General features: G+C 72.5%; 24 protein-coding genes. 20 read left to right on the top strand and 4 right to left on the bottom strand.

Annotated elements, in window-relative coordinates; translation table 11 throughout:
- Positions 1-92: 92 nt before the first annotated feature.
- From E0W78_RS08500 to purQ, 8 genes are all read left to right on the top strand, one after another.
- Positions 93-491 carry a nuclear transport factor 2 family protein gene (locus E0W78_RS08500; RefSeq protein WP_131403425.1) on the top strand — a complete coding sequence of 133 codons (399 nt, stop codon included), beginning with the start codon at positions 93-95 and terminating at the stop codon, positions 489-491.
- An 11-nt stretch (positions 492-502) separates the two neighbouring features.
- Positions 503-2,044: a cytosine permease gene (locus tag E0W78_RS08495; RefSeq protein ID WP_131403424.1), complete on the top strand. Its 1,542-nt coding sequence runs from the start codon at positions 503-505 to the stop codon at positions 2,042-2,044.
- A 14-nt stretch (positions 2,045-2,058) separates the two neighbouring features.
- Positions 2,059-3,036 carry an agmatinase gene (gene speB / locus E0W78_RS08490; protein ID WP_131403423.1) on the top strand — a complete coding sequence of 326 codons (978 nt, stop codon included), beginning with the start codon at positions 2,059-2,061 and terminating at the stop codon, positions 3,034-3,036.
- Entirely contained in the window at positions 3,036-4,385 is a 1,350-nt protein-coding gene (locus E0W78_RS08485; RefSeq protein ID WP_131403422.1) for an NAD-dependent succinate-semialdehyde dehydrogenase, read from the top strand. The genes speB and E0W78_RS08485 overlap by 1 nt, the downstream gene beginning before the upstream one ends.
- A gap of 240 nt (positions 4,386-4,625) precedes the next feature.
- Complete coding sequence (locus E0W78_RS08480; RefSeq protein WP_131403421.1) at positions 4,626-5,486, top strand: phosphoribosylaminoimidazolesuccinocarboxamide synthase; 861 nt, start codon at positions 4,626-4,628, stop codon at positions 5,484-5,486.
- 77 nt (positions 5,487-5,563) lie between these two features.
- Positions 5,564-7,117 carry a long-chain fatty acid--CoA ligase gene (locus tag E0W78_RS08475; protein ID WP_131403420.1) on the top strand — a complete coding sequence of 518 codons (1,554 nt, stop codon included), beginning with the start codon at positions 5,564-5,566 and terminating at the stop codon, positions 7,115-7,117.
- Between the two features lie 74 nt (positions 7,118-7,191).
- On the top strand, positions 7,192-7,440 hold the full coding sequence (purS, locus tag E0W78_RS08470; RefSeq protein ID WP_131403419.1) for a phosphoribosylformylglycinamidine synthase subunit PurS: 249 nt from the start codon (positions 7,192-7,194) through the stop codon (positions 7,438-7,440).
- Complete coding sequence (gene purQ / locus E0W78_RS08465; RefSeq protein WP_131403418.1) at positions 7,437-8,108, top strand: phosphoribosylformylglycinamidine synthase subunit PurQ; 672 nt, start codon at positions 7,437-7,439, stop codon at positions 8,106-8,108. The genes purS and purQ overlap by 4 nt, the downstream gene beginning before the upstream one ends.
- 73 nt (positions 8,109-8,181) lie before the next feature.
- Here purQ and E0W78_RS08460 read toward each other — a convergent pair whose 3' ends face one another.
- Both E0W78_RS08460 and mdlC read right to left on the bottom strand, forming a co-directional pair.
- Positions 8,182-9,423, bottom strand: a complete 1,242-nt coding sequence (locus E0W78_RS08460; protein ID WP_131403417.1) for an aromatic acid/H+ symport family MFS transporter — start codon at positions 9,421-9,423, stop codon at positions 8,182-8,184.
- A gap of 50 nt (positions 9,424-9,473) precedes the next feature.
- Positions 9,474-11,057: a benzoylformate decarboxylase gene (gene mdlC, locus E0W78_RS08455; RefSeq protein WP_131403416.1), complete on the bottom strand. Its 1,584-nt coding sequence runs from the start codon at positions 11,055-11,057 to the stop codon at positions 9,474-9,476.
- 100 nt (positions 11,058-11,157) lie between these two features.
- Between mdlC and E0W78_RS08450 the strand changes: the two genes are divergently transcribed.
- Positions 11,158-12,093 carry a LysR family transcriptional regulator gene (locus E0W78_RS08450; protein WP_131403415.1) on the top strand — a complete coding sequence of 312 codons (936 nt, stop codon included), beginning with the start codon at positions 11,158-11,160 and terminating at the stop codon, positions 12,091-12,093.
- Between the two features lie 3 nt (positions 12,094-12,096).
- On the opposite strand, the gene E0W78_RS08445 is transcribed toward E0W78_RS08450, so the two are convergent.
- Together E0W78_RS08445 and E0W78_RS08440 are read right to left on the bottom strand one after the other, a co-directional pair.
- Positions 12,097-12,444, bottom strand: a complete 348-nt coding sequence (locus E0W78_RS08445) for a VOC family protein (protein ID WP_131403414.1) — start codon at positions 12,442-12,444, stop codon at positions 12,097-12,099.
- Between the two features lie 40 nt (positions 12,445-12,484).
- Positions 12,485-13,192, bottom strand: a complete 708-nt coding sequence (locus tag E0W78_RS08440) for a helix-turn-helix domain-containing protein (protein WP_207392682.1) — start codon at positions 13,190-13,192, stop codon at positions 12,485-12,487.
- Positions 13,193-13,310: 118 nt separating this feature from the next.
- Here E0W78_RS08440 and E0W78_RS08435 point away from each other — a divergent pair, with 118 nt between their 5' ends.
- From E0W78_RS08435 to E0W78_RS08385, 11 genes are all read left to right on the top strand, one after another.
- Positions 13,311-13,733: a nuclear transport factor 2 family protein gene (locus tag E0W78_RS08435; protein ID WP_131403413.1), complete on the top strand. Its 423-nt coding sequence runs from the start codon at positions 13,311-13,313 to the stop codon at positions 13,731-13,733.
- A gap of 61 nt (positions 13,734-13,794) precedes the next feature.
- Positions 13,795-14,625 carry an SDR family NAD(P)-dependent oxidoreductase gene (locus E0W78_RS08430; RefSeq protein ID WP_131403412.1) on the top strand — a complete coding sequence of 277 codons (831 nt, stop codon included), beginning with the start codon at positions 13,795-13,797 and terminating at the stop codon, positions 14,623-14,625.
- On the top strand, positions 14,618-15,394 hold the full coding sequence (locus tag E0W78_RS08425) for an SDR family NAD(P)-dependent oxidoreductase (protein ID WP_131403411.1): 777 nt from the start codon (positions 14,618-14,620) through the stop codon (positions 15,392-15,394). Before E0W78_RS08430 ends, E0W78_RS08425 begins: the two co-directional genes overlap by 8 nt.
- The gene (locus tag E0W78_RS08420) at positions 15,391-16,836 is read left to right on the top strand and encodes an FAD-dependent oxidoreductase (RefSeq protein ID WP_131403410.1); all 1,446 of its coding nucleotides are present in this window, start codon (positions 15,391-15,393) and stop codon (positions 16,834-16,836) included. The genes E0W78_RS08425 and E0W78_RS08420 overlap by 4 nt, the downstream gene beginning before the upstream one ends.
- Before the next feature lie 65 nt (positions 16,837-16,901).
- Entirely contained in the window at positions 16,902-18,242 is a 1,341-nt protein-coding gene (locus tag E0W78_RS08415) for an MFS transporter (RefSeq protein ID WP_131403409.1), read from the top strand.
- A gap of 68 nt (positions 18,243-18,310) precedes the next feature.
- Positions 18,311-18,835, top strand: coding sequence for a MarR family transcriptional regulator (locus E0W78_RS08410; RefSeq protein ID WP_131403408.1), 525 nt, complete (start codon positions 18,311-18,313; stop codon positions 18,833-18,835).
- 82 nt (positions 18,836-18,917) lie between these two features.
- Positions 18,918-20,108, top strand: a complete 1,191-nt coding sequence (locus E0W78_RS08405; protein WP_131403407.1) for a homogentisate 1,2-dioxygenase — start codon at positions 18,918-18,920, stop codon at positions 20,106-20,108.
- Entirely contained in the window at positions 20,105-20,983 is an 879-nt protein-coding gene (locus E0W78_RS08400; RefSeq protein WP_131403406.1) for a hypothetical protein, read from the top strand. Before E0W78_RS08405 ends, E0W78_RS08400 begins: the two co-directional genes overlap by 4 nt.
- Positions 20,980-22,158 carry a fumarylacetoacetase gene (gene fahA, locus E0W78_RS08395; protein WP_131403405.1) on the top strand — a complete coding sequence of 393 codons (1,179 nt, stop codon included), beginning with the start codon at positions 20,980-20,982 and terminating at the stop codon, positions 22,156-22,158. The genes E0W78_RS08400 and fahA overlap by 4 nt, the downstream gene beginning before the upstream one ends.
- Positions 22,155-22,916 (top strand): CoA transferase subunit A, encoded by a 762-nt coding sequence (locus tag E0W78_RS08390; RefSeq protein ID WP_131403404.1) that lies wholly within the window; start codon positions 22,155-22,157, stop codon positions 22,914-22,916. The genes fahA and E0W78_RS08390 overlap by 4 nt, the downstream gene beginning before the upstream one ends.
- Before the next feature lie 17 nt (positions 22,917-22,933).
- Positions 22,934-23,569, top strand: coding sequence for a CoA transferase subunit B (locus E0W78_RS08385; protein ID WP_278249428.1), 636 nt, complete (start codon positions 22,934-22,936; stop codon positions 23,567-23,569).
- The last annotated feature ends 86 nt before the right edge of the window (positions 23,570-23,655 follow it).

The raw sequence follows: 23,655 nt of genomic DNA, 5'->3' as shown, positions 1-23,655 counted from the left end.
TCAGGACCAGGCTGCGGCGAACGAACTGCTTGTCGGCGCCCTCGCGCCGTCCTTACAGTGACGCCGAGCACAGTCCGAGGCGAGGAGATCCGATGAGCACGCTGACCACCGAGGCCGTCCTGGCGGCGGCCGACCGGCTCGTCGCCGCCTTCGCCGCCACCGACACCGACGCGTACTTCGCCTGCTTCGCGCCGGACGCGACGTTCGCGTTCCACACCGAGCCCGCGCTGCTCGCCGACCGCGCCGCCTACGAGGCGACGTGGGCCGGCTGGCTGGCCGAGGGCTGGCGCGTCGAGGCGTGCACCAGCACGGACCGCCTGGTCCAGCTGCTCGGCGACGTCGCCGTCCTGACCCACGCGGTCGAGACGACGACGAGCTCCCCGGGGGGAAGCACCACCACGCGCGAGCGTGAGTCCATCGTGTTCGCCCTGGACGGTGACAGCGTCGTCGCCGTGCACGAGCACCTCTCGCCGGTCCCCGCCGGCCTCTGAAGGAGCCGACCATGTCCATCCCCACGACGACGCCCCCGAAGGCGACGGAGGTCGAGGTCCACGGCGTCGAGCCGATCCCCGACGCCGAGCGCACCGCCCGTCCGTTCGACCTGTTCCGGCTCGTGTTCGGCGGTGCGAACACGTTCGCCACGGTCGTGCTCGGCACCTTCCCGATCCTGTTCGGCCTGGGCTTCTGGGACGGCCTGCTGGCCACCGTCGCCGGCCTGCTGGCCGGCGCGCTGATCCTGGCCCCCATGGCCGTCTTCGGCCCGCGCACCGGCACCAACAACGCCGTCACGTCCTCGGCCCACCTGGGCGTGCACGGACGTGTCGTCGGCTCGTTCCTGTCGCTGCTGACCGCGTTCGCGTTCTTCTCGATCTCGGTCTGGAGCTCGGGCGACGCCCTCGTCGGCGGCGCCAACCGCGCCGTGGGCCTGCCGCAGAACGACGTCACGCTCGGCCTCGCCTACGGCGTCTTCGCCGTGCTGGTGCTGACCGTGTGCGTCTACGGCTTCCGGTTCATGCTGCTGATCAACAAGATCGCCGTCGTCGCCGCGACGCTCATGTTCGTCCTGGGCGCCTTCGCGTTCGCCGGCGCCTTCGACGCGGGCTACGCCGGGGCGCTGGAGCCGGGCACGCTCGGCTACTGGCCGGCGTTCGTCGGCGCGATGCTCGTGGTGATGTCGAACCCGGTGTCGTTCGGCGCCTTCCTGGGCGACTGGGCCCGCTACATCCCGCGCGAGACGCCCTCGTGGCAGGTCATGACCGCCGCGTTCGCCGCGCAGGTCGCCACGATCGTGCCGTTCCTGTTCGGCCTGGTCACCGCCACCATCGTGGCCACGCAGGCGCCGGACTTCCTGGCCGACAACAACTACGTCGGCGGCCTGCTCGAGGTCTCGCCCGGCTGGTACTTCCTGCCCGTGTGCCTCATCGCCCTCATCGGCGGCATGTCGACCGGCACGACCGCGCTCTACGGCACCGGCCTGGACTTCTCCAGCGTCTTCCCGCGGTTCAGCCGCGTGCAGGCGACGCTCTTCATCGGCACCATCGCGATCGCGTTCATCTTCGTCGGCCGCTTCGCCTTCGACGTCGTCACCAGCATCTCGATGTTCGCCACGCTCATCGTCACCTGCACCGCGCCGTGGATGGTCGTCATGATGATCGGCTGGTTCGTGCGCCGCGGCTGGTACGACTCGGACTCGCTGCAGGTCTTCAACCGCCGCCAGAGGGGCGGACGGTACTGGTACGGCCACGGCTGGAACTGGCGCGGCCTGGTCGGCTGGCTCGTGCCCGCCGCGCTCGCGCTGTCGTTCGTGAACCTGCCCGGCCAGTTCGTCGGTCCGCTCGGCGAGCTCGCCAACGGCGTCGACCTGTCCATCCCCATCGGCATCGGCCTGGCCGCCCTGCTCTACCCGGCGCTCCTGGTCGTCTTCCCCGAGCCGCGTGACGCGTACGGCCCGGAGGGCTCGCGCCTCGTCCCGACGGCCCCGGCCGCCGACCACCCGATCGTCGACGAGCGCACCGGCCGCCCGGCCGCCGCCGTCACCGCCTGACCCGGAAGGACCCCATGAGCACCATCGGACCGATCGACAGCTCGCTCACCCCGCGCTACGCCGGACCGGCGTCCTTCGCGCGGCTGCCGCGGCTGGACCAGGTCGAGCGGGCCGACATCGTCGTCGCCGGCATCCCGTTCGACACCGGCGTCTCGTACCGGCCGGGAGCCCGCTTCGGGCCCACCCACGTCCGCGAGGCCTCGCGCCTGCTGCGTCCGTACCACCCGGCGCTGGACGTCTCGCCGTTCGACGTGGCCCAGGTGGCGGACGCCGGCGACGTGGCGGTCAACCCGTTCTCCATCGACGAGGCGGTCGACACCATCCAGGCCGCCGCGCTCGACCTGACCGCGGACGGCCGCAGCCTGGTCACCATCGGTGGCGACCACACGATCTCGCTGCCGCTGCTGCGGGCCGCCGCCGAGCGGCACGGTCCGGTGGCGCTCGTGCACTTCGACGCCCACCTGGACACCTGGGACACCTACTTCGGCGCCGAGTACACGCACGGCACGCCGTTCCGCCGCGCGGTGGAGGAGGGCATCCTCGACACCGAGGCGCTCAGCCACGTCGGCACCCGCGGACCGCTCTACGGCAAGAAGGACCTCGAGGACGACCGCCGCTTCGGCTTCGGCATCGTGACGTCCGCCGACGTCTACCACCAGGGCGTCGTCGAGGTCGTCGACCGGTTGCGCCAGCGACTCGGCGACCGCCCGGTCTACGTCTCGATCGACATCGACGTGCTCGACCCGGCCCACGCGCCCGGCACCGGCACCCCCGAGGCGGGCGGCATGACCAGCCGCGAGCTGCTCGAGATCCTGCGGGGATTCCGGGGCCTGAACGTCGTCGGCGCGGACGTCGTGGAGGTCGCCCCGGCCTACGACCACGCCGACATCACCGGTGTCGCGGCCTCGCACGTGGCGTACGACCTGGTGTCCCTGCTGGCGCTGAGGCACGAGGCTGGTGCAGGCTCGTCGCACCAGACCAAGGAGGCGTGATGAGCACGATCTACGCGGTGACCGACCCCGCCACGGGTGAGGTCGTCCAGGAGTACCCCACGGCGACGGCGCAGGACGTCGAGCAGGCGGTGGCGTCCGCGCACGAGGCGGCGTCCCGGTGGGGTCGCACGACCACGGTGGCCGAGCGCGCGGCGCTCGTCCGGCGGGTCGGCGAGCTGCACACCGAGCGGCGCGACGAGCTCGCGGCGATCATCGTCCGCGAGATGGGCAAGCCGCTCGAGGACGCCCTCGGCGAGGTCGACTTCAGCGCCGAGATCCACGCGTTCTACGCCGACAACGCCGAGCGCCTGCTGGCCGACGAGCCGGTCGAGCTGCTCGGCGGCGACGGCTCGGCGCTGGTGCGCCGCAGCCCGGTCGGCGTGCTGCTCGGGATCATGCCGTGGAACTTCCCGTACTACCAGGTCGCCCGCTTCGCGGCGCCGAACCTGGCCACGGGCAACACGGTCGTGCTGAAGCACGCCCCGCAGTGCCCGGAGTCGGCCGCCGCCATCGAGCAGATGTACCGCGACGCCGGCTTCCCCGAGGGCGCCTACGTGAACGTCTACGCCACCAACGAGCAGGTCGCCGACATCATCGCCGACCCGCGCGTGGCGGGCGTCTCGCTCACCGGCTCCGAGCGGGCGGGCGCGGCGGTCGCCGAGATCGCCGGACGCCACCTCAAGAAGGTCGTGCTCGAGCTGGGCGGCTCCGACCCGTTCATCGTCCTGGGCGCGAGCGACCTGGACGAGACGGTCGAGGCGGCCGTCGCGGCCCGCCTGGACAACACCGGGCAGGCCTGCAACGCCGGCAAGCGGTTCATCGTGGCCGCCGACCTCTACGACGACTTCGTCGAGAAGTTCACCGCCGGCATCCTGGCGTCGGCCGACGGGCTCGCCCCGCTGTCCTCGGAGCAGGCGGCGGCGAACCTCGAGCAGCAGGTCCAGCGGGCCGTCGAGCAGGGCGCGGAGCTCACGAGCGCCGGCGAGCGACGCGGCGCGCACTTCCCGCCCGGCGTCCTGACCGGCGTGAAGCCCGGCGACGACGTCTTCCACCAGGAGCTGTTCGGCCCCGTCGCGATGGTCTTCAAGGCCGCCGACGAGGACGAGGCGGTCGCCCTGGCCAACGACACGCCCTACGGCCTGGGCTCGTACGTCTTCACCGACGACGCCGACCAGGCCGCTCGCGTGGCCGACCGCCTGGAGACCGGCATGGTCTTCGTCAACGGCGTCGGCGCCGAGGGTGCGGAGCTGCCGTTCGGCGGCGTGAAGCGCTCCGGCTTCGGCCGCGAGCTCGGCCGCTTCGGCATGGACGAGTTCGTCAACAAGAAGCTCATCCGCACCGTGCGCTGAGCCCTCAGACCGGCGGCCCGCCCCGTCCCCCCGATCGGGGGCGGGCTGCCTTCCACGCCGGCGGCCGGCCCAGGTTCCCCCGAGCCCGGGCCGGCCGCCTCGTGCGTCGGCCCCCTCCTCGCTGGGCGTGACGTTGTTGCGGCGACACGCCGAGGGACGCCACCACAACGTCACGCCCAGCGTGGGCGGGACGGGCGAGACGGCGGTGGGTCCCCGGCCCGGCCCCACTAGGCTGCTGCCGTGCCCCTCGACATCCCCGGCGCCACCCACCTGCACTCGGGCAAGGTGCGCGACCTGTACGAGCTCGCCGACGGCAACCTGCTGATGGTCGCCTCGGACCGCATCTCGGCCTACGACTTCTCGCTGGAGCCCGGCATCCCCGACAAGGGCGAGATCCTCACCCGCATGTCGCTGTGGTGGTTCGACCAGCTGGCCGACCTGGTGCCCAACCACGTCGTCTCCACCGAGGTGCCTGAGCAGGTCCGCGGCCGCGCGCTCGTCGTCGAGAAGCTCGACATGTTCCCGGTCGAGTGCGTCGTGCGTGGCTACCTGACCGGGTCGGGCCTGGCCGACTACCGGGCCACCGGCGAGGTGTGCGGCGTCCGGCTGCCCGCCGGCCTGGTCGACGGCGACCGCCTGCCCGAGCCGATCTTCACGCCGGCCACGAAGGCCGCGATCGGCGAGCACGACGAGAACGTCTCGTTCGAGGACGTCGTGGGCACCATCGGTCGCGAGCACGCCGAGCGCCTGCGCGAGCTCAGCCTGGCCGTGTACGCCCGGGCCGAGTCCGTCGCCCGCGAGCGCGGCATCGTCCTGGCCGACACCAAGCTCGAGCTCGGCCGCCGCGCCGACGGCACCGTCGTGCTGGGCGACGAGGTGCTGACGCCGGACTCCTCGCGCTTCTGGCCGGCCGACTCGTACGCGCCCGGACGCGCGCAGGCCTCGTTCGACAAGCAGTACGTCCGCGACTGGCTCACGCAGGAGAGCGGCTGGGACCGGCACGGCGACCAGGCGCCGCCGCGGCTGCCCGACGACGTCGTCGAGCGCACGCGGGCCCGCTACGTCCAGGCGTACGAGCAGCTCACGGGCCGGACGTTCTGACGCCCCCGTCAGGGGTGTGGCCCCCGCCACTAGAGTGAGTGCGACGACGGTCACACTCACCTGAGGGAGCACCATCCATGACCAACCTGGCGACCCTGCTCGACGATGCCACCGCGAGCTACCCCGACCGCACCGCGATCGTCTTCGGCGACACGACCCTGAGCTATCCCCAGGTGAACGGCGCGGCCAACCAGGTCGCCAACCTGCTGGTCTCGCGCGGCATCAAGCCCGGTGACAAGGTCGCCCTCTCGTGCCCGAACCTGCCGTACTTCACGATCATCTACTTCGGCATCCTCAAGGCCGGCGCGACGGTCGTCCCGCTCAACATCCTGCTCAAGGGCCGCGAGGTCGCCTACCACCTGGCCGACTCCGACGCGAAGGCCTACTTCGCCTTCGAGGGCACCCCGGACCTGGCGATCGGCGACGAGGCGTGGGCCGGCTTCGAGCAGGCCGAGAGCTGCACCGAGTTCTTCCTGATCAAGCTCGACTCGGCCGCCCCCGCGCCGCTCGAGGGCCCCGAGCACTACGCCCCGCTCGTGAACGAGCAGCCGCCGACGTTCGAGACCGTCGAGCGCGACGACGACGACACCGCCGTCATCCTCTACACGTCCGGCACCACCGGTCAGCCCAAGGGCGCCGAGCTGCGCCACCGCAACATGCGCGCGAACGCCACCTCCGGCGCGGAGCTGTTCAACGCCGACGCGTCGCAGCCCGACACCTACCTGTGCGTGCTGCCGCTGTTCCACTCCTTCGGCCAGACCGTCATCCAGAACGGCTCGATGGCCTACGGCGGCACCGTCGTCATGCTGCCGCGGTTCGAGGCGGCGCCGGCGATCGGTCTCATGCTGCGCGAGAAGGTCACCTTCTTCGCCGGCGTCCCGACGATGTACTGGGGCCTGCTGACGGCGCTGGACGACACCGTCGACGTGGAGTCGCTGGCCAAGAACCTGCGCGTCGCGGTGGCCGGCGGCGCCGCGCTGCCCAAGGAGATCCACCACCAGTTCCGCGAGCGCTTCGGCGTGACGATCCTGGAGGGCTACGGCCTGTCCGAGACGTCGCCGGTGGCCTCGTTCTCGCGCTACGGCGAGGAGCCGCGCGTGGGCTCGATCGGCGTCCCGATCCCCGGCGTCGAGATGAAGCTGATCAACCCCGACTGGTCCGACGTCGCGGACGACCCGGACGCCGTGGGCGAGATCGCGATCAAGGGCCACAACGTCATGAAGGGCTACTACAACCGCCCCGAGGCGACGGCCGAGGCCATCCAGGACGGCTGGTTCCGCAGCGGCGATTTGGCCAAGAAGGACGCCGACGGCTTCTACTACATCGTCGACCGCTCCAAGGACATGATCATCCGCGGAGGCTTCAACGTGTACCCGCGCGAGATCGAGGAGGTGCTGATGACGCACCCGGCGGTCTCGCTGTGCGCGGTCATCGGCGTCCCGCACGAGTCGCACGGCGAGGAGATCAAGGCGTTCGTGGTGCCCACGCCCGGCACCGAGGTCGACCCCGACGAGATCGTCGCCTGGAGCAAGGAGCAGCTGGCCGCGTACAAGTACCCGCGCGTCGTCCAGGTCGTGGACTCCCTGCCCATGACGTCCACGGGCAAGATCCTCAAGCGCGAGCTGTCCTGACCCACGGCGTCGGGCCCGGGGCGCGTCCTGGGTACGATGAGGGTGCTGCCCCCTCGTCTTCCTAGGAGCGCCCCGTGGCCCGTGTGATCGTCGACGTGATGCCCAAGCCCGAGATCCTCGACCCGCAGGGCAAGGCCGTGCACGGCGCGCTGCCGCGCCTGGGCTTCACCGGGGTCACCGACGTCCGCCAGGGCAAGCGGTTCGAGCTCGAGGTCGCGCAGGCCGACGAGGCCACGCTGGCCGAGGTCGAGCGCATCGCCGGCACCCTGCTGAGCAACCCGGTCATCGAGGACTACACCGTCCGGGTCGAGGTGGACGCGTGAAGATCGGCGTCGTCACCTTCCCGGGCTCGCTCGACGACGTCGACGCCCAGCGCGCCGTCCGCCTCGCCGGGGCCGAGCCGGTCGCGCTGTGGCACGGCGACCACGACCTCAAGGGCGTCGACGCGGTCATCCTGCCCGGCGGCTTCAGCTACGGCGACTACCTGCGCTGCGGTGCCATCGCCCGCTTCGCCCCGGTGATGACCGAGGTAGTCGAGGGCGCGAACAAGGGCATGCCGGTGCTCGGCATCTGCAACGGCTTCCAGATCCTGTGCGAGTCGCACCTGCTGCCCGGCGCGCTGATCCGCAACGACCACCGCACGTTCGTCTGCCGCGACCAGGAGCTCGTCGTCGAGAACGCCGGCACCGCGTGGACCCGGGCGTACGAGCAGGGCCAGCAGATCACCGTGCCGCTGAAGAACGGCGAGGGCGGCTTCGTGGCCGACGCCGAGACGCTCGACCGGCTCGAGGGCGAGGGACGCGTCGTCGTCCGCTACGTCGGCGCCAACCCCAACGGCTCGCTGCGCGACATCGCCGGCGTCACCAACGAGCGCGGCAACGTGGTCGGCCTCATGCCGCACCCCGAGCACGCGGTCGAGGACCTCTGCGGTCCGGGCACGGACGGGCTGGGCTTCTTCGCCTCCGCCGTCCAGGCCCTCGCCGCCGTCTGACCCACCGACGCGACGACGCCGCCGGCCGCCACCTCTCGGGTGGCGGCCGGCGGCGTCGTCCGTGGTGCCGGGCTCAGGCGTCGGCGGCCGTCCCGCGCGGCAGCGTCGCCACCGCCGCCACCGCGAAGACGCCGACCAGCGCGAAGAAGTAGAAGCCCCACGGGTGGCCCCAGCCGGCAGCCACGAGCGCGCCGGTGATCGTCGGGCCGACGATCGAGCCGATGCGTCCGATGCCGGACGCCGAGCCGAGTGCCGTGCCGCGGATGTCGGCGGGGAAGAAGTTCGTGACGTAGGCGTAGACGAGCACCTGGGCCGAGAACACGAACACGCCGGTGAAGAAGACCACGACGCTCAGCACGAGGTCGCTGTCCATCTTGATGCTGAGCAGCGCGAGCATCACGGCGGCGACGGCGAACCAGACGAGCGCGGTCCACTTGATGCCGCGGCGGTCGGCGACGAAGCCGCCCACGACCAGGCCGACGATGCCGCCGGCGTTGAGGATCAGCAGCTGGGTGACCGCCTCGGGCACCGCGTAGCCGGCCGAGCGCATGAGCTGGGGCAGCCACGTGTTGAGCCCGTAGACGAGCAGCAGGCCCATGAACGAGGCGACCCAGACGCCGATGCACGCGCGCAGCAGGGTCGGCTTCAGCAGGTCGGTGTACGGCACCTTCTTGCGCTCGGCGCCGCCCGCGGCGGCCAGGAACGCCTCGGACTCGGGCAGCTTGAACCACTGGAGGACCGCGATGGCCAGACCGACGGCGCCGAGCACGTAGAACAGCCACTGCCAGTGGCTGGCGAACTGCAGCGCCAGCAGGGACGTGATGACGGCGCCGGTGTGGTAGCCGGTCATGGTGAGCGTGCTGGCCCGGGCGCGCTGGCGCGCCGGCAGGCTCTCGGCCATCAGCGTGAGCGACACCGGCATGCAGGCGCCCAGGCCGAGGCCGGCGATGAACCGCAGCGCGGCGAACATGGCGATGGAGTCGGCCCACGGCACGGCGATGGTGAACAGCGAGAACAGCACGACCGAGCCGATGAGCAGCTTGCGGCGGCCGAACCGGTCGCTCAGCGGCCCGACCGAGATGGCGCCGATGGCCACGCCGACCAGCGACAGCGTCGCGACGGTCGTCGCGTCGCCGGCGGTGAAGCCCAGGTGCTTGGTGTCGAGCAGGGTCGGGATGATCGCGCCCAGCACGACGAGGTCGTAGCCCTCGAGCATGACGGTGATCCAGCACAGCGCGACGGTCCAGGGGTCGACGCGTCGGGCTGGGCTCGTGCCGTCGGGTGCGAGCGCCTCGGGACGGGTTCCGGGTGCCATGTGGTGCCTCCGTGGTGGGGGAGGGGACGAATCCCCTCGCTGGCGGTGGGTCAGGAGCTGGGGGTGGTGAGGACGGTGTCGACCTGCACGAGGCGTGGGCCGTCGTGCGGCGTCGCGAGCACGGTGCGCAGCTCCTCGAGCGAGCCGGCGTGCACGGCGGGGACGCCGTAGCCCTCGGCGATGCGGGTGAAGTCGAGCCCGGGCACGTCCAGGCCGGGGGCGTCCGGGACGCCGAGCAGGTCGCCGAACCAGCGCAGCGCGCCGTACGTGCCGTTGCGCAGCAGCACGATGGTGAGCGGCACGCGGTGCTGGGCGGCGGTCCACAGCGCGGTGATGCCGTAGTTGGCCGAGCCGTCGCCGATGACGCCGACGACCGGGCGGCCGGGCTGGCCGAGCGCGACGCCGACCGCGGCGGGCAGGCCGTAGCCGAGGCCGCCGGCGGCGGGGAAGTAGTACGAGCCGGGGCGGCGCAGGTCCATCTGGCGCCACCACGAGCCGGTGGTCGACGTCGACTCCACGACGTACGAGGTGTCGTCGGGCTGGGTGTCGCGCAGGGCCGCGAAGACCTCCTCGGGGTGCAGCCGTCCGCCCTCGCCCGGGCGGGGCGCCGGGGGCGGCGTCGGCTCGAAGGTCGCGCAGGCCGGACGGTCGAAAGCCTTCGCGAGCAGGTCGAGCGCGGACGCCGGGTCGGCCACGAGCGTCTCGCCGACGGGGGCCCGCGCCGCGGCGGCGGCGTCGTCGGTGACGTGGACGAGGCGCGCGCCCTCGGGGAGGTAGGGACCCGGCTGGTGCTCGTGGTACCGGAAGACCGGGGCGCCGACGACCAGGACGGTGTCGTGGCCGGCGAGGGCGTCCGACACGGCGGAGATGCCGGCGGGCAGCACGCCGCGGAAGAGCGGGTGGCGGTTCGGGAACGGCAGCCGGAACTGCGACGGGGCGGCCCAGACCGTCGCACCCAGCCGCTCGGCCACGTCGACCGCACGGTCGAACAGGCCCTGGGTGTCGACGTCGCCGCCCAGCACGATCGCCGGGCTGGTCGCCGACGTGAGCCGCTCGACCAGCCAGCGTCCCTGCGCGTCGTCGAGCCCCCCGGCCCGGCGGACGGTGCGGTCCAGCACGCCGGCGACGGCGTCGCCGACCGGCACGGTCCAGTCGTCGTAGGGCACCGACACGTAGGTCGGGCGCTTCTGCAGCGTGGCCTCGAACAGGGCCTGCGCCATGGCCCGCGGGACGTCCTCGGCGCACGCCGGCTCGGTCGCGAACCCGACGAGCGGACGCATGAGGGCCGTGGCGTCGACGTTGGCCAGGTTCGCCTCGACGCCGATGGCCGAGCGCACCTGCTGCCCGGCCATGACCACGAGCGGCGTCCGGGCGGCCACCGCGTTGGTGAGCGCTCCCATGCCGTTGCCCGAGCCGGACGCCGCGTGCAGGTTCACCAGCACCGGACGTCCGGTCGCCTGCGCGTAGCCGTCGGCCATGGAGACGACCGCGCCCTCGTGCAGGCCCAGCACGTAGCGGAAGCCGTCGGGCAGGTCGGCCAGGAACGGCAGCTCGTTCGATCCCGGGTTGCCGAAGATCGTGGTCATCTCGTGGCGCTGCAGCAGCTGGTGGACGGTGTCGCGGACGGTGGGCACGGGGCTCCTCGGTCGGGGTGGACGTGACCCGCGTCACGCTAGGCGTCCGACCCAGCCCCTGACCAATAGATGTTCCGCGCAGCCGACATAGAGTCCGTCTATGAAGGAGTTCGACCTCAACCTCGCCCGCGTCTTCGTGCTGCTGTACGAGACGGGCAGCGTGACGGTCACCGCGGACGCGCTCCGGGTGACCCAGCCGACGGTCAGCTACAGCCTGGGCCGTCTGCGCCGGCACTTCGACGACCAGCTGTTCCGGCGCACCGGACGCGGCCTCGTGCCGACCGCCACGGCCCAGCGGATGTACGAGCCGCTGCACCGCGCCGTCGGCGAGATCGACGGCGTGCTGAGCCAGGCCGGGGGGTTCGACCCGGCGCGCACCCCGGCCCGGTTCTCGATCGCCCTGTCGGACCTGGGGGAGGTGACGCTGCTGCCGCGCCTGGTGGCGGCCGCGCGCGAGGCGGCGCCGACCGTCTCGTTCACGGTGCGCCCGCTCGACGTGGACGACGTGGAGCGCCAGCTGGCCCGCGGCGAGGTGGACGCGTTCGTCGCCACGCCGGTGATGACGTCGCACCGCACCGTGCGCATCCCGCTGTTCCGCGAGCGCTACGTGGCGATGGTCGAGCAGGACCATCCGCGGGTCGGCCCCGGGGCGGTGGCGCTGGAGCGCCTCGGCGAGGAGCGCCACGCGATCGTCGTGGGCCCCAGCGGGCACGCGGCACCGCGCGAGCTGCTGGCGCAGCACGACCTGCTCGACCGCGTGGCGGTCGAGGTCAGTCGCTTCTCGGCGCTGCCGTACCTGCTGGAGTCGACCGACCTGGTCGCGATCCTGCCCGAGTACGTCGCGGAGGTGTTCGCGGCGTCGCACCGGCTGCGGACCGTGCCGCTGCCGTTCGAGACCGAGCCGATGGAGGTCGCGGCCTACGCGCGGCACGAGGCGTCGCGCACGCCGGCCCAGCGCTGGCTGGTCTCGTTCCTGGTCGACGTGCTGGGCGAGCAGGTCTCGCCCGCCCAGCTGCCGGTGGCACCGTCGTCGTAGCCGTCAGCCGTGCGACGGCGCGACGTCGAACAGCAGCCCGTCGGGGTCGGCCAGCGTGATCCACCAGAAGGAGTCGTCGCCGTGCCGGCCCTGGCGGGTGGCGCCCAGGCCCTCGAGCCGCTGGGCCTCGGCCTCGGGGTCGGCGGCGCTGAAGTCGTAGTGCAGGCGGTTCTTGCCCGGCGTGGGCTCGTCGACCTGCTGGAAGCCCAGCATCGTGCCGCCGGGCAGGGAGAGGGCGGCGAAGCCGTCCATCTCGTGGGCGATCTCGGCGCCGATCGCCTCGGCCCACCAGCGGGCGGAGGCGAGCGGGTCGGTCGAGTCGGTCGTGACCATGGCGAGTGAGAGGTTCATGGACCGACGGTAGGACCGACCTCCGACAACGACCAGGGGTCTAGGGGAGCAGGGTGGCCAGCTCGCGGGCGGCCTCGACGACGTCCGGTGCCGCCCGGCGCGCGGAGGCCTCGTCGAACAGCGACAGCCCGATGGCCGCGGACGGCGTGGTGCGTCCGCGCGGGACGCCGACGGACACGCCCACCGTGCTCGGCACGACCTCGCCGGCGGAGATGGCGTAGCCGTCGCGGCGGGCCTGCGCGACCTCCGGACGCTCGCCGTCGAGCACCGGCTCGGTGGCCAGGATGGCCATGGCCGCCGAGCCGCGGGGCATCTCGATCGACTGGCCCGGCCGGAAGGCGATGTGCATGGGCGCGCGGCGCGGCTCCACGACGAGCAGCACGCGCGCCTGGCTCGCGGACTCGCGGACGACGAGGTGGGCGGTGGCCTGCGTGGTCTCGGCCAGCCGCTCCAGCACCGGCAGGGCCACGGCCCGCAGCCCGTGCTCGACGGACTCGGCCAGCGACACCAGCCCGGTGCTGAGCCGCACGCGCTTGTGCTCGTCGCGCCGGACGAGCTGGTGCGCCTCGAGCGTGCGGAGCAGGCGGTGCGCGACGGTGCGGTGCACCCCGACGGCGTCCGCCACCTCGGTGACGGTGAGCCCCTCCGGGCGCCGCGCGAGCTCCTCGAGGATCACCAGGCCGTGGTGCAGCGTCTTCGACATCCCGGCGTCCAGCTCCACGCCGGTCAATCTAGGGAACTGAGCCATGACCCGTCACCTCCTGTGACCCGTGTCGCACCCCGGTGTTGACGGTGTGACGCGGCCCACGTAATGTGTGCGTTTGTCGCACGGTGCGTGCGATTACCGCACAGAAGGAGCCTAGCGCATGAGCTCGATGGTTGACCCGCACGTCGCGACCGCCGTCCACGCCCTCTACGCCCGGCAGAGCCACCTCATCGACGGCGGCGACGCCGCCGGCTGGGCGGGCACCTTCACCGCCGACGGCGTCTTCGCCTCCCCGAGCTACCCCGCTCCGGTCGAGGGCGCCGACGCGCTCACCGCGTTCGCCGAGCGGTTCGCCGAGGCCGGCCGCACGAGCGGCGACGTGCAGCGTCACGTCGTCACCACCGTCGACGTCGTCGAGACCGGCGAGGACGCGCTCGGCGTGCGCGCCTACCTGCAGATCGTCGGCACCCGCCCGGGGGAGGACGCCCGGCTCGTCCGCCTCACCACGCTGCACGACCGGCTTGTGCGCGACGGCGACGGCTGGCTCGTCGCCCGCCGTGACGTCGTGCGCGACCACGCCTGACCCACCGACCCTGCGCCGCCACCACCGCCGGCGCGCCACCCCGCCTGGAGGAGAGCACCCCATGACGACCGTCGACGAGAACCCCGGCCGCACCAACACCGCCACCATCCGCGCCATCTACCCCGAGATGCCCGGCAAGGTCGCCGTCGTGACCGGCGCGGCCCGCGGCATGGGCGCCCAGTTCGCGAAGGGCCTGGCGGCGCGCGGCGTGCACGTGGTCGGTGGCGACATCGACGACGTGGCCATGAAGGCGACCGCCGAGCGGATCAACGCCGAGCTGGCCACCGACGCGCTCGTCGAGCAGCCCGGCCGCGTCACCGGCGCCCGCGTGGACGTCACGGTCGCCGCCGACCACGAGGCGCTCGCCCAGGTCGCGCTGGCCGAGCACGGCCGTCTCGACTACTGGGTCAACAACGCCGGCATCTTCCCCTTCGCGCTGGCCGAGGAGATCAGCCCCGAGCAGATCTCCACGACGCTCGACGTCAACGTCGAGGGCGTCCTGTTCGGCGCCCAGGCGGCGGCCCGTCACCTGGGCGAGGGCGGCGCGATCGTGAACATGTCGTCGGTCTCCGCGCTGCGCGTGCGCCGCGGGCGCGGTGCGTACTGTGCCTCCAAGGCCGCGGTGCACCACCTCACCGAGTCGCTGGCCTTCGAGCTCGGCGACAAGGGCATCCGGGTCAACCAGATCGCCCCGGGCTTCATCGACACCGAGATGACGCAGTGGATCAAGGGCGACCCCGAGGCCCTGGCCAAGGCGCTCGACAACGTCCCGCTGCACCGCTTCGGCGCCCCCGAGGAGGTGCTGGGCGCGATGCTGTTCCTGCTCTCGGACGCCGCGCGCTACGTCACCGGCAACTCCATCTCGGTCGACGGCGGCTCGCGCCATGTCTGAGTCCTACCCGGACGTCGTCCTGGTCACCGGCGCCGCCGGCGGCATGGGCGCCAACCACGCCCGCGCGCTGGCCGCGGCCGGCACGCACGTGGCCGTGGCCGACGTGGCGGACGCGTCGGAGGTCGTCGACGCGATCGTCGCCGCCGGCGGCACCGCGTCCGCGCACGCGCTCGACGTCACCGACGCCGCCGCCTGGGCCCGCGTGGTCGACGAGGTGCGCGCCGCGCACGGCGAGATCGGGGGCCTGGTCAACAACGCCGGCATCTCGCGCCGGCTCGGCTTCCTCGACACCCCGGACGACGTCTGGGAGCTGACGATGCGGATCAACCTGTTCGGCCCGTTCTACGGCATGAAGGCCGTGGCGGAGTCGATGCGGGCGAGCGGGGGCGGCTCGATCGTCAACATCTCGTCCATCTCGGGGCAGATCGGCTACTTCTCGCCGGCGTACTCGTCGAGCAAGTGGGGCCTGACCGGCCTGTCGAAGGCCGCCGCCGGCAACTTCGCCGCGTGGGGCATCCGGGTCAACTCCGTGCACCCCGGCCTGGTCGGCACGGCGCTGCTCGAGGGGTCGGACGGCTTCGTCCGGGCGGCCGTCGACTCCGTCCCGATGGGGCGCATGGCCACGGTCGACGAGGTCACCGACGCCGTGCTGTTCCTGCTGTCGGACCGGTCCACCTACATGACGGGCAGCGAGGTCACGGTCGACGGCGGCCTGGTCTCCAACGGCCTGTACCACCGCATCGTCCACGAGTCGGGAGGAAGCCTGTGAGCACCGAGGAGGACGTCGTCGACGTCGTCGTGGTCGGAGGAGGCGGCGCCGGACTGGCCGCCGCGGTCTCGGCCGCCGAGCAGGGCGCCAGCGTGCTGCTGTTCGAGTCACAGAAGGAGCTGGGCGGCTCGACGCAGCTGTCCGCCGGCCTGTTCACCGCCGCCGGCACGTCCGTGCAGCGCGGGCTCGGGGTCGAGGACTCGGCCGAGAAGTTCTTCCAGCACTACATGGACCTCAACCAGTGGCTGCTCGAGCCGGGCCTGGTCAAGGCGTTCTGCGACAACGCGGGTCCGACGCTGGAGTGGCTCATCGAGCTCGGCGTCGAGGTGCCGGCCGTCGTGTCGGCCAGCGCCCACGAGCCCGGCCTGTGCCGGGCCGGTGTCGAGGACGTCTGGCGCGGCCACGTGCCCAAGGACCAGGGCTACGGCCTGGTGCAGACGCTCGACGCGGCGCGCAAGCGGCACGGCGTCGAGGCGGTGCTCAACTCGCGCGTGCAGCGCCTGCTCGTCGAGGCCGGCCAGGTGCGCGGCGTCGTGGTGGACGACATCGAGGTGCGCGCGCACGCGGTCGTCGTCGCGTCCGGCGGCTTCGCCCAGAACCCCGCCCTGCTCGAGCAGCTCTACCCGACGGTGCTCGAGGCGGGCGACGACCTGTTCGTCGTCGCCGCCGAGGGCTCGCAGGGCGACCACCTCGCGTTCGGCGAGCAGGTCGATGCGGCCGTCGTCGGCCACGACTGGGGCCTGCTCATGCCGACGGTCTACTTCCAGCGCCTGCACCACTGGCAGTCCGGCTTCCCGCCGCGCTCGCGCGTCCACGTCAACCCGCAGGGGCGGCGCTTCATGGACGAGGACGCCTCGTACGCGGTGTCCGGCGGCCTGATCGACCTGCAGGGCGGCCCGTGCCACGTCGTGTTCGACGAGAAGGCGCGCCTGGGCCTGCCGGCCGGCTACGCGCACTGGGACGCCGAGCACGTCCTCGCCGAGGCCGAGGCCGGACGCACCCTGCGCGCCGACACGCTCGAGGAGCTCGCCGGGCTCATGGGCGTCCCGGCCGACGCGCTCGTCGCGACGGTCGAGCGCTGGAACACGCAGCTTCCGCAGGGGGAGGACCCCGACTTCCTGCGGCACGTCTCGCTGGCCGCCAAGGGCAGCAGCGAGCCCCCTGCCCCCATCGCGGACGGGCCGTTCTACGCGGCCCGCATCCTGCCTGCCGAGCTGGTGTGCACCCACGCCGGCCTGCAGATCGATGGCTCGGCCGCCGTGGTCGACCGGGTCGGTGACACCGTCCCCGGTCTCTTCGCGGCCGGAGAGGCGGGCGCCGGGATCCTCGGCGCCCGGTACGTCGGCGGCGGCAACGCCGTCGCCAACGCCCTGACCATGGGCCGCATCGCCGGTCTCGGAGCGGCCCGTGCGGCCGCCACCAGGACCACCCCCACCGTGTGAACGGTGAGCGCGGGACGATCTTGTCCAGAGCCCGGCCCGCGCCCACCCCCGACTAGGAGACTCTCATGGGAGCACCTGACCGCGACACCGTGTCGCAGGCCGAAGGCCAGGCGATCGTGCGCAAGATCTCTGTGCGCATCATCCCGATCGTCATGCTGCTGTACATCTTCAACTACATGGATCGCACCAACATCAGCTACGCCCAGCTGACGATGGGCGAGGAGCTGGGCATCACCACGGCCGCGTTCGGCCTGGCGTCGTCCATCTTCTTCCTCGCGTACGTGGTCTTCGAGGTCCCCTCGAACATGGCGCTCAAGAAGTTCGGCGCGCGCGTCTGGCTGGCGCGCATCGCCATCTCCTGGGGCCTGGTCACGGTCCTCATGGGCTTCGTGCAGAGCCTCAACCAGCTCTACGGCGTGCGCATCCTGCTCGGCATCGCCGAGGCCGGCCTCTACCCGGGCCTGCTGCTGTACCTGACGCTGTGGTTCCGCCAGGCCGACCGGGGTCGCGCCATCGCGATGATGGCGATGGCCCAGCCGATCGCCATGATCGTGGGCTCGTTCACCGGCGGCCTGATCCTCGACCACGTCTCGTGGTTCGACCTGAGCGGCTGGCGCTGGGTGTTCATCCTGCAGGGCGCCCCCACGATCCTGCTCGGTGTCGCGGTGCTGTTCCTGCTGCCCTCGCTGCCCAAGGACGCGAAGTGGCTCAGCAAGCGCGAGGCCGACTGGGTCGACAGCTCGATCAAGGCCGAGTACGACGAGCCCGAGGACGCCGACGGCTGGCGCGAGCTGCTCAAGGCGGTCAAGAACCCGCGCGTGCTGCACCTGGCGGTCGCGAACTTCTTCGCCGCGTGCGGCCTGTACGGCTACACGTTCTTCGTCCCGCAGATCATCAAGCAGATGAACCCGGAGTACTCGTCGACCAACATCGGCTTCCTGGGCGCGCTGCCGTTCATCGTGGGTGCGATCGGCATGTTCCTCATCGCCCGGCACAGCGACCGCACCGGCGAGCGCCGGTTCCACACGATGGGCGCGCTGTCGCTGGCCGCGGTCGGCCTGCTGGGCACGATCCTGACGGTCGACACCGCGCAGGTGGCGCTGATCTTCCTGTCGATGACCGCCATCGGCGTGCTGGGCTACCTGGCTCCGTACTGGGCGCTGGCCAGCCAGGTGCTGACCCGGGCCGAGACGGCCGTCGGCCTGGCCGCGATCAACACGATCGCCGCGCTGGGTGGCTTCGCCGCGCCGTACGTCATCGGCAAGAACGCCACCGCCGACGACGTGACGATCGGGCTGTACTTCCCGATCGGCTGCCTGGTGGTCTCGGTGATTATGCTGGGCCTGGTCAAGGTGCGCGAGGGCGAGCAGAAGCGCACGCCGCGCACGCCCGAGCCGGTCGCGTGAGCGCAGGGACCGGGGCCGCCCCGCGCGGCCCCGGTCCCGACCGCGTCCGGGCCGGTAGCCTGACGCCCATGTCCGCCACCGAGGGCCTCGACTACTGGTCCTTCGTCGAGCTGGCCTCGCGCCGGCTGCGGGCCCGGGTCGGCGACCACGACGCGGCGGCCAACCGCGTGCTGCTGAGCCTGAACCGGGCGTCCGACATCGTCACGTACGACCTTGAGGCGGCCATCCACCGCCCGCGCGGACGTTCGTGGTCGGCCTACCGGCTGGTCTTCGTCGTCTGGCTGGCCGGGCCGATCGAGCCCAAGACCGCGGCGCTGCTGACCGGCATGAGCCGGGCGGCGGTGTCGAACCTGGCCAAGCCGCTGGTCGACGACGGGGTGCTGCTGCGCACGCCCGACCCCGAGGACGGCCGCTCGGTCCGGCTCGAGCTGTCCGACGCCGGCCGCGAGGCCATCGAGGAGACCTTCCGCGCCCAGAACGAGCGCGAGGCCGCCTGGGTGGACGTCCTCACCCCCGACGAGCAGGAGACGCTCGTCGGCCTGCTGAACAAGCTGGTCACCGCACGCGACTTCGGCGTGCGCGACCGCCGCTAGACCCCCTGCCGGAGAACGTGGTTGTCGTCACGTCGGCAGATAGTTAAGGTATTGATCAACTCTCGATCGAGGAGGCCAGACCATGGCGCACTACCGCTCGCTCGGCCACGTCCCGCCGAAGCGTCACACCCAGCACCGCGACCCCGAGGGCAACCTCTACTACGAGGAGCTCATGGGCGAGGAGGGCTTCTCCTCCGACAGCGCGCTGCTGTACCACCGCCACATCCCGTCGGCGATCGTCGAGTCGACCGAGTGGGTGCTGCCCGACCAGACGCTCACCCCGAACCACCCCCTGCGCCCGGTGCACCTGCGCCTGCACGACCTGTTCCCCGAGGACTCGTGGGACGAGACCGACGTCGTCACCGGCCGCCGCCTGGTGCTGGGCAACGCCGACGTGCGCATCCACTACGCCGTCGCGCGCAGGACGTCGCCGCTGTACAAGAACGCGTACGGCGACGAGATGGTCTACGTCGAGTCCGGCACCGCCCGGGTCGAGACCGTCTTCGGCGCGCTCGAGGTCGAGTCCGGCGACTACGTGATGATCCCGACGTCGACCGTGTCGCGCTGGATCCCCACCGGCGACGAGCCGCTGCGCGCGTACGTCATCGAGTCCTTCAGCCACATCGAGCCGCCCAAGCGCTTCCGCTCGCGCTTCGGCCAGCTGCTGGAGAACGCGCCCTACTGCGAGCGCGACATCCACGGCCCCACCGAGACGCTGCTCGTCGACGAGACCGACGTCGAGGTGCTGGTGAAGCACCGCACGAGCCGCGGCGTTGTGGGCACCCGCTTCGTCGTCCCGCACCACCCGTTCGACGTCGTGGGCTGGGACGGCTGCCTGTACCCGTGGAAGTTCTCGGTGCACGACTACGAGCCGCTGACCGGGCGCATCCACCAGCCGCCGCCGGCGCACCAGGCGTTCGAGGGCCACAACTTCGTCATCTGCAACTTCGTGCCGCGCAAGGTCGACTACCACCCGCTCGCGGTGCCGGTGCCGTACTACCACTCCAACGTCGACTCCGACGAGGTGATGTTCTACTGCGGCGGCGACTACGAGGCGCGCAAGGGGTCGGGCATCGGGCAGGGCTCGATCTCGCTGCACCCCGGCGGCCACGCGCACGGCCCGCAGCCGGGCGCCATGGAGCGCAGCCTGGGCGCGGAGTTCTTCGACGAGCTCGCGGTCATGGTCGACACGTTCCGCCCGCTCGAGCTGGGCGAGGGCGCGATCGCCACCGACGACGGCACCTACTACCAGTCCTGGGCGCGCAACCGATGACCGTGCCGTCGCTGGTCTCGGGCCTGTGCGACGACGCGGCCCTGTTCCCGCCGGGTGACGCCCCGCTGCCCGAGGCGCTGGCCGCCCACGCCGTCCACGAGCGCGCGCCGCACGCGGACCTGGTCGGCACGTTCGTGTTCCCGGCCGGACGCCTGGACGAGCTCGCCGCCGAGCTGGCCGAGCGTCCCTACCCCGGTGACCTCGTGCTGGGCCTCACGGTGCCGGACGTGACGGTGGCCGCCGAGGCGGTGGCGCGGGCCGAGGGCCTGCCCCGCGTCGCGGTGGCCGCGGTCGAGGTCGCGGTGCCCGCCGGCCAGGACGCGGTCACGCTGCTGGCCGGGCTCGACGCGCTCGCGTCGCGCCGTCCGGGCCTGGACGTCTACGTCGAGGTGCCGCGCGACGAGCGTCGTCCGGCGGTGGTCGACGTGCTGGCCGGCACCCGGTACCGGGCCAAGCTGCGCACCGGCGGGGTCGTCGCCGAGGCGTACCCCGACGAGCGCGAGCTCGCGTCCGCCGTCGACCTGCTGGTGCGCCGCGGCGTGCCGTTCAAGGCCACCGCCGGGCTGCACCACGCCGTGCGCCACACCGACCCCGCCACCGGCTTCGAGCAGCACGGCTTCCTCAACGTGCTCGCGACCGTCGCCGCGGCGCAGGGCGGCGCGGACGTGTTCACCCTGGCCGGGCTGCTCGCCGAGCGCGACGGGCGCGTGCTGGCCGAGCGGTTGTCCGCCCTGGACCCCGAGGCCGTCGGACGCCTGCGCGACGGCTTCCGATCGCTCGGCACCTGCAGCGTCGCCGAGCCGCTCGACGACCTGCTCGCGCTCGGCCTCGTGCCGGGCTCGATCCCCCCGATCCCCGAAGGACGGCTCGCATGACCCGCATCGACATCCCCGACGGCTCGCTGTTCGGGCTCGACAACCTGCCCTACGGCGTCTTCTCGACCGCCGGCACGGCGCCGCGCGTCGGGGTCCGGCTGGCCGACCACGTCGTCGACCTGGCCGTGCTGCTCGGCGACGACGTGTTCGCCGCGGCGTCGCTCAACCCGTTCATGGCCCAGGGCCGCGCGCGCTGGGACGCCGTCCGGGCCGAGCTCGTCGAGCGGCTGGCCGGCGACCTCCCGGACGAGGCGGTGCACGCGCTGGCCGACGTCCGGCTGCACCTGCCGATCGAGGTGGCCGACTACGTCGACTACTACGCCTCCGAGCACCACGCCTCGAACCTCGGCCGGCTGTTCCGGCCCGACTCCGAGCCGCTCATGCCGAACTGGAAGCACCTGCCGGTGGGCTACCACGGACGCTCGTCGACCGTCGTCGTCTCGGGCGTGGACGTCGTGCGTCCGTGCGGCCAGCGCAAGGCACCGAGCGAGGACGCGCCCACCTTCGGGCCGTCGCGCCGGCTCGACATCGAGGCCGAGCTCGGCTTCGTCGTCGGCGCGGGGACGCAGCCGGGCGAGACCATCGGCACCGACGAGTTCGCCGACCACTGCTTCGGCGTCGTGGTGCTCAACGACTGGTCGGCGCGCGACATCCAGGCCTGGGAGTACGTGCCGCTCGGCCCGAACCTGGGCAAGTCGTTCGCCACGTCCATCTCGCCGTGGGTCGTCCCGCTCGCCGCGCTCGAGGCCGCCTGGATCCCCACGCCCGAGCAGGAGCCCGAGGTGCTGCCGTACCTGCGCGCCGAGCAGGCCTGGGGCCTGGACGTCGACCTCGAGGTCGAGTGGAACGGCGACGTCGTCAGCCGTCCGCCGTACGCGCGGATGTACTGGTCGCCGGCGCAGATGCTGGCCCACATGACGGTCAACGGCGCGACCAGCCGCACGGGCGACCTGTTCGGCTCGGGCACGATCTCGGGTCCGGAGAAGGACCAGCGCGGCGCGTTCATCGAGCTCACCTGGGGCGGCGCCGAGCCGGTCACCGTGGCCGGCGAGCCGCGCACGTTCCTCGAGGACGGCGACGAGGTCGCCATCTCGGCCACCGCGCCGGGCGCCGCGGGCGGACGCATCGGCTTCGGCGAGGTGCGGGCACGCATCCTGCCGGCGGTGACCGCGTGAGCCGGGGGAAGGTCGTCGCGACCGCGGCCGAGGCGGTCGCCGACGTCGCGTCCGGCAGCTCGCTCGCGGTCGGCGGCTTCGGCCTGTCGGGCATCCCCGACGCGCTCATCGAGGCGCTGGCCGAGCAGGGGGCGGACGACCTGGAGGTGTTCTCCAACAACTGCGGCGTGGACGGCCACGGGCTGGGCATCCTGCTCGAGCGCGGTCGCATCCGTCGTGTCGTCGCCTCGTACGTCGGCGAGAACAAGGAGTTCGCGCGCCAGTACCTGTCCGGCGAGCTGGAGGTCGAGCTGACCCCGCAGGGCACGCTGGCCGAGAAGCTGCGCGCCGGCGGCGCGGGCATCCCCGCGTTCTACACGCCGGCGGGCGTCGGCACCCCGATCTCCGACGGCGGGCTGCCGTGGCGCTACGCGACCGACGGCTCGGTCGCCGTGGCCTCGCCGCCCAAGGAGGTGCGCGAGCTCGGTGGACGCCGCTACGTGCTGGAGGAGTCGCTGACCGCGGACGTGGCGCTCGTCCACGCCCTGCGCGGCGACACCGAGGGCAACCTGGTGTTCAACCTGGCCACCCGGAACTTCAACCCGCTCGCCGCGATGGCCGGACGGGTCTGCATCGCGCAGGTCGAGGAGCTCGTCGAGCCCGGCGAGATCGACCCGGCCCAGGTGCACCTGCCGGGCATCTTCGTGCAGCGGATCGTCCACACCGGGCCGCAGGACAAGCAGATCGAGAAGCGCACCGTGCGGGAGGCGACGGCATGAGCGAGACGACGACGCAGGTGGGCTGGACCCGGCCGCAGATGGCCGCGCGGGCCGCGCTCGAGCTGGGCGACGGCGAGTACGTCAACCTCGGCATCGGGCTGCCCACGCTCATCCCCAACCACCTGCCCGAGGGCGTCCACGTGACGCTGCACAGCGAGAACGGCATCCTCGGCACCGGGCCCTACCCGACCGAGGACGCCGTCGACCCCGACCTGATCAACGCGGGCAAGGAGACCGTCACCGTGCTGCCCGGGGCGTCGTTCTTCGACTCCGCGCTGAGCTTCGGGATGATCCGCGGCGGCCACGTCGACACCGCCGTGCTCGGCGGCATGCAGGTCGCGGCCAACGGCGACCTGGCCAACTGGATGGTGCCCGGGAAGATGGTCAAGGGCATGGGCGGCGCGATGGACCTCGTCCACGGCGCCCGCAAGGTCATCGTGCTCATGGAGCACTGCGACCGCTCCGGCGGCGCCAAGCTGGTCGAGCGGTGCACGCTGCCGCTGACCGGTCAGGGCGTCGTGCACCGGGTGGTCACCGACCTCGCCGTGCTGGACGTGGCCGGCGACGGGTTCACGCTCGTGGAGCTGGCGCCGGGCGTGGACGAGGCCACGGTGCGCGAGCGCACGGCGGCCCCGCTGCGTCCGGCTCCCTGAGCCTGGACGTGGCCGCTCCCTGAGGGGGCGTCCCGCTCCCTGAGGGCCGGTGCGTCCCGCTCCCTGAGCCTGTCGAAGCGACCCGT

The sequence above is a fragment of the Aeromicrobium sp. IC_218 genome, from assembly GCF_004336805.1.
In the GTDB taxonomy this organism is placed as follows: domain Bacteria; phylum Actinomycetota; class Actinomycetes; order Propionibacteriales; family Nocardioidaceae; genus Aeromicrobium.
The sequence above is the reverse complement of the archived record's forward strand: the minus strand, read 5'-3'. Positions and strand labels throughout refer to the sequence as shown.

Bases quoted from the DNA above. Each gene is read 5' to 3' on its own strand.
- E0W78_RS08425 (WP_131403411.1), top strand. From the start codon at position 14,618: ATGTCTGAGTCCTACCCGGACGTCGTCCTGGTCACCGGCGCCGCCGGC.
- E0W78_RS08445 (WP_131403414.1), bottom strand. From the start codon at position 12,444: ATGAACCTCTCACTCGCCATGGTCACGACCGACTCGACCGACCCGCTC.
- E0W78_RS08485 (WP_131403422.1), top strand. From the start codon at position 3,036: ATGAGCACGATCTACGCGGTGACCGACCCCGCCACGGGTGAGGTCGTC.
- E0W78_RS08405 (WP_131403407.1), top strand. From the start codon at position 18,918: ATGGCGCACTACCGCTCGCTCGGCCACGTCCCGCCGAAGCGTCACACC.
- E0W78_RS08460 (WP_131403417.1), bottom strand. From the start codon at position 9,423: ATGGCACCCGGAACCCGTCCCGAGGCGCTCGCACCCGACGGCACGAGC.
- E0W78_RS08430 (WP_131403412.1), top strand. From the start codon at position 13,795: ATGACGACCGTCGACGAGAACCCCGGCCGCACCAACACCGCCACCATC.
- E0W78_RS08475 (WP_131403420.1), top strand. From the start codon at position 5,564: ATGACCAACCTGGCGACCCTGCTCGACGATGCCACCGCGAGCTACCCC.
- E0W78_RS08440 (WP_207392682.1), bottom strand. From the start codon at position 13,192: ATGGCTCAGTTCCCTAGATTGACCGGCGTGGAGCTGGACGCCGGGATG.
- fahA (WP_131403405.1), top strand. From the start codon at position 20,980: ATGACCCGCATCGACATCCCCGACGGCTCGCTGTTCGGGCTCGACAAC.
- E0W78_RS08400 (WP_131403406.1), top strand. From the start codon at position 20,105: ATGACCGTGCCGTCGCTGGTCTCGGGCCTGTGCGACGACGCGGCCCTG.
- E0W78_RS08500 (WP_131403425.1), top strand. From the start codon at position 93: ATGAGCACGCTGACCACCGAGGCCGTCCTGGCGGCGGCCGACCGGCTC.
- E0W78_RS08450 (WP_131403415.1), top strand. From the start codon at position 11,158: ATGAAGGAGTTCGACCTCAACCTCGCCCGCGTCTTCGTGCTGCTGTAC.
- E0W78_RS08410 (WP_131403408.1), top strand. From the start codon at position 18,311: ATGTCCGCCACCGAGGGCCTCGACTACTGGTCCTTCGTCGAGCTGGCC.
- E0W78_RS08415 (WP_131403409.1), top strand. From the start codon at position 16,902: ATGGGAGCACCTGACCGCGACACCGTGTCGCAGGCCGAAGGCCAGGCG.
- E0W78_RS08495 (WP_131403424.1), top strand. From the start codon at position 503: ATGTCCATCCCCACGACGACGCCCCCGAAGGCGACGGAGGTCGAGGTC.
- speB (WP_131403423.1), top strand. From the start codon at position 2,059: ATGAGCACCATCGGACCGATCGACAGCTCGCTCACCCCGCGCTACGCC.
- E0W78_RS08435 (WP_131403413.1), top strand. From the start codon at position 13,311: ATGAGCTCGATGGTTGACCCGCACGTCGCGACCGCCGTCCACGCCCTC.